The organism is Oryzomonas sagensis (assembly GCF_008802355.1).
Taxonomy (GTDB): Bacteria; Desulfobacterota; Desulfuromonadia; order Geobacterales; family Pseudopelobacteraceae; genus Oryzomonas; species Oryzomonas sagensis.
In genome coordinates, this window is sequence record NZ_VZRA01000015.1 from 1 (window position 1) to 261 (window position 261).

Annotated in this window: 1 protein-coding gene; it reads left to right on the plus strand. The window is 60.9% G+C overall.

What is annotated here, in order from left to right; genetic code table 11:
- A partial coding sequence (locus tag F6V30_RS16945) for an outer membrane beta-barrel protein (protein ID WP_151158427.1) occupies positions 1–261 on the plus strand: 261 nt, incomplete at both ends.

Here is a 261-nt window from a genome sequence, read left to right on the forward strand (position 1 = left end):
TGGGGGACAGCATCTCGACACCGCCCCCGTGTACTCCCTCAGGGGCGGTTATAGCTTTACGGACCGCGTCGGCGTGGAAGCAGGACTGGATTACTCCATCACCTCCTCCCGGCTGAAGACGGACAAGGATATCGCCATTTTCAAGTACGGCGTCGAAGGGCTGTACCATTTCATGCCGGACAAGAAGCTCGTGCCGTTCGTGGCCGCCGGGCTCGGGGGGTACAACATGTCGGGCCCCTCGGCCCTTGTTTCGAGAAAGAC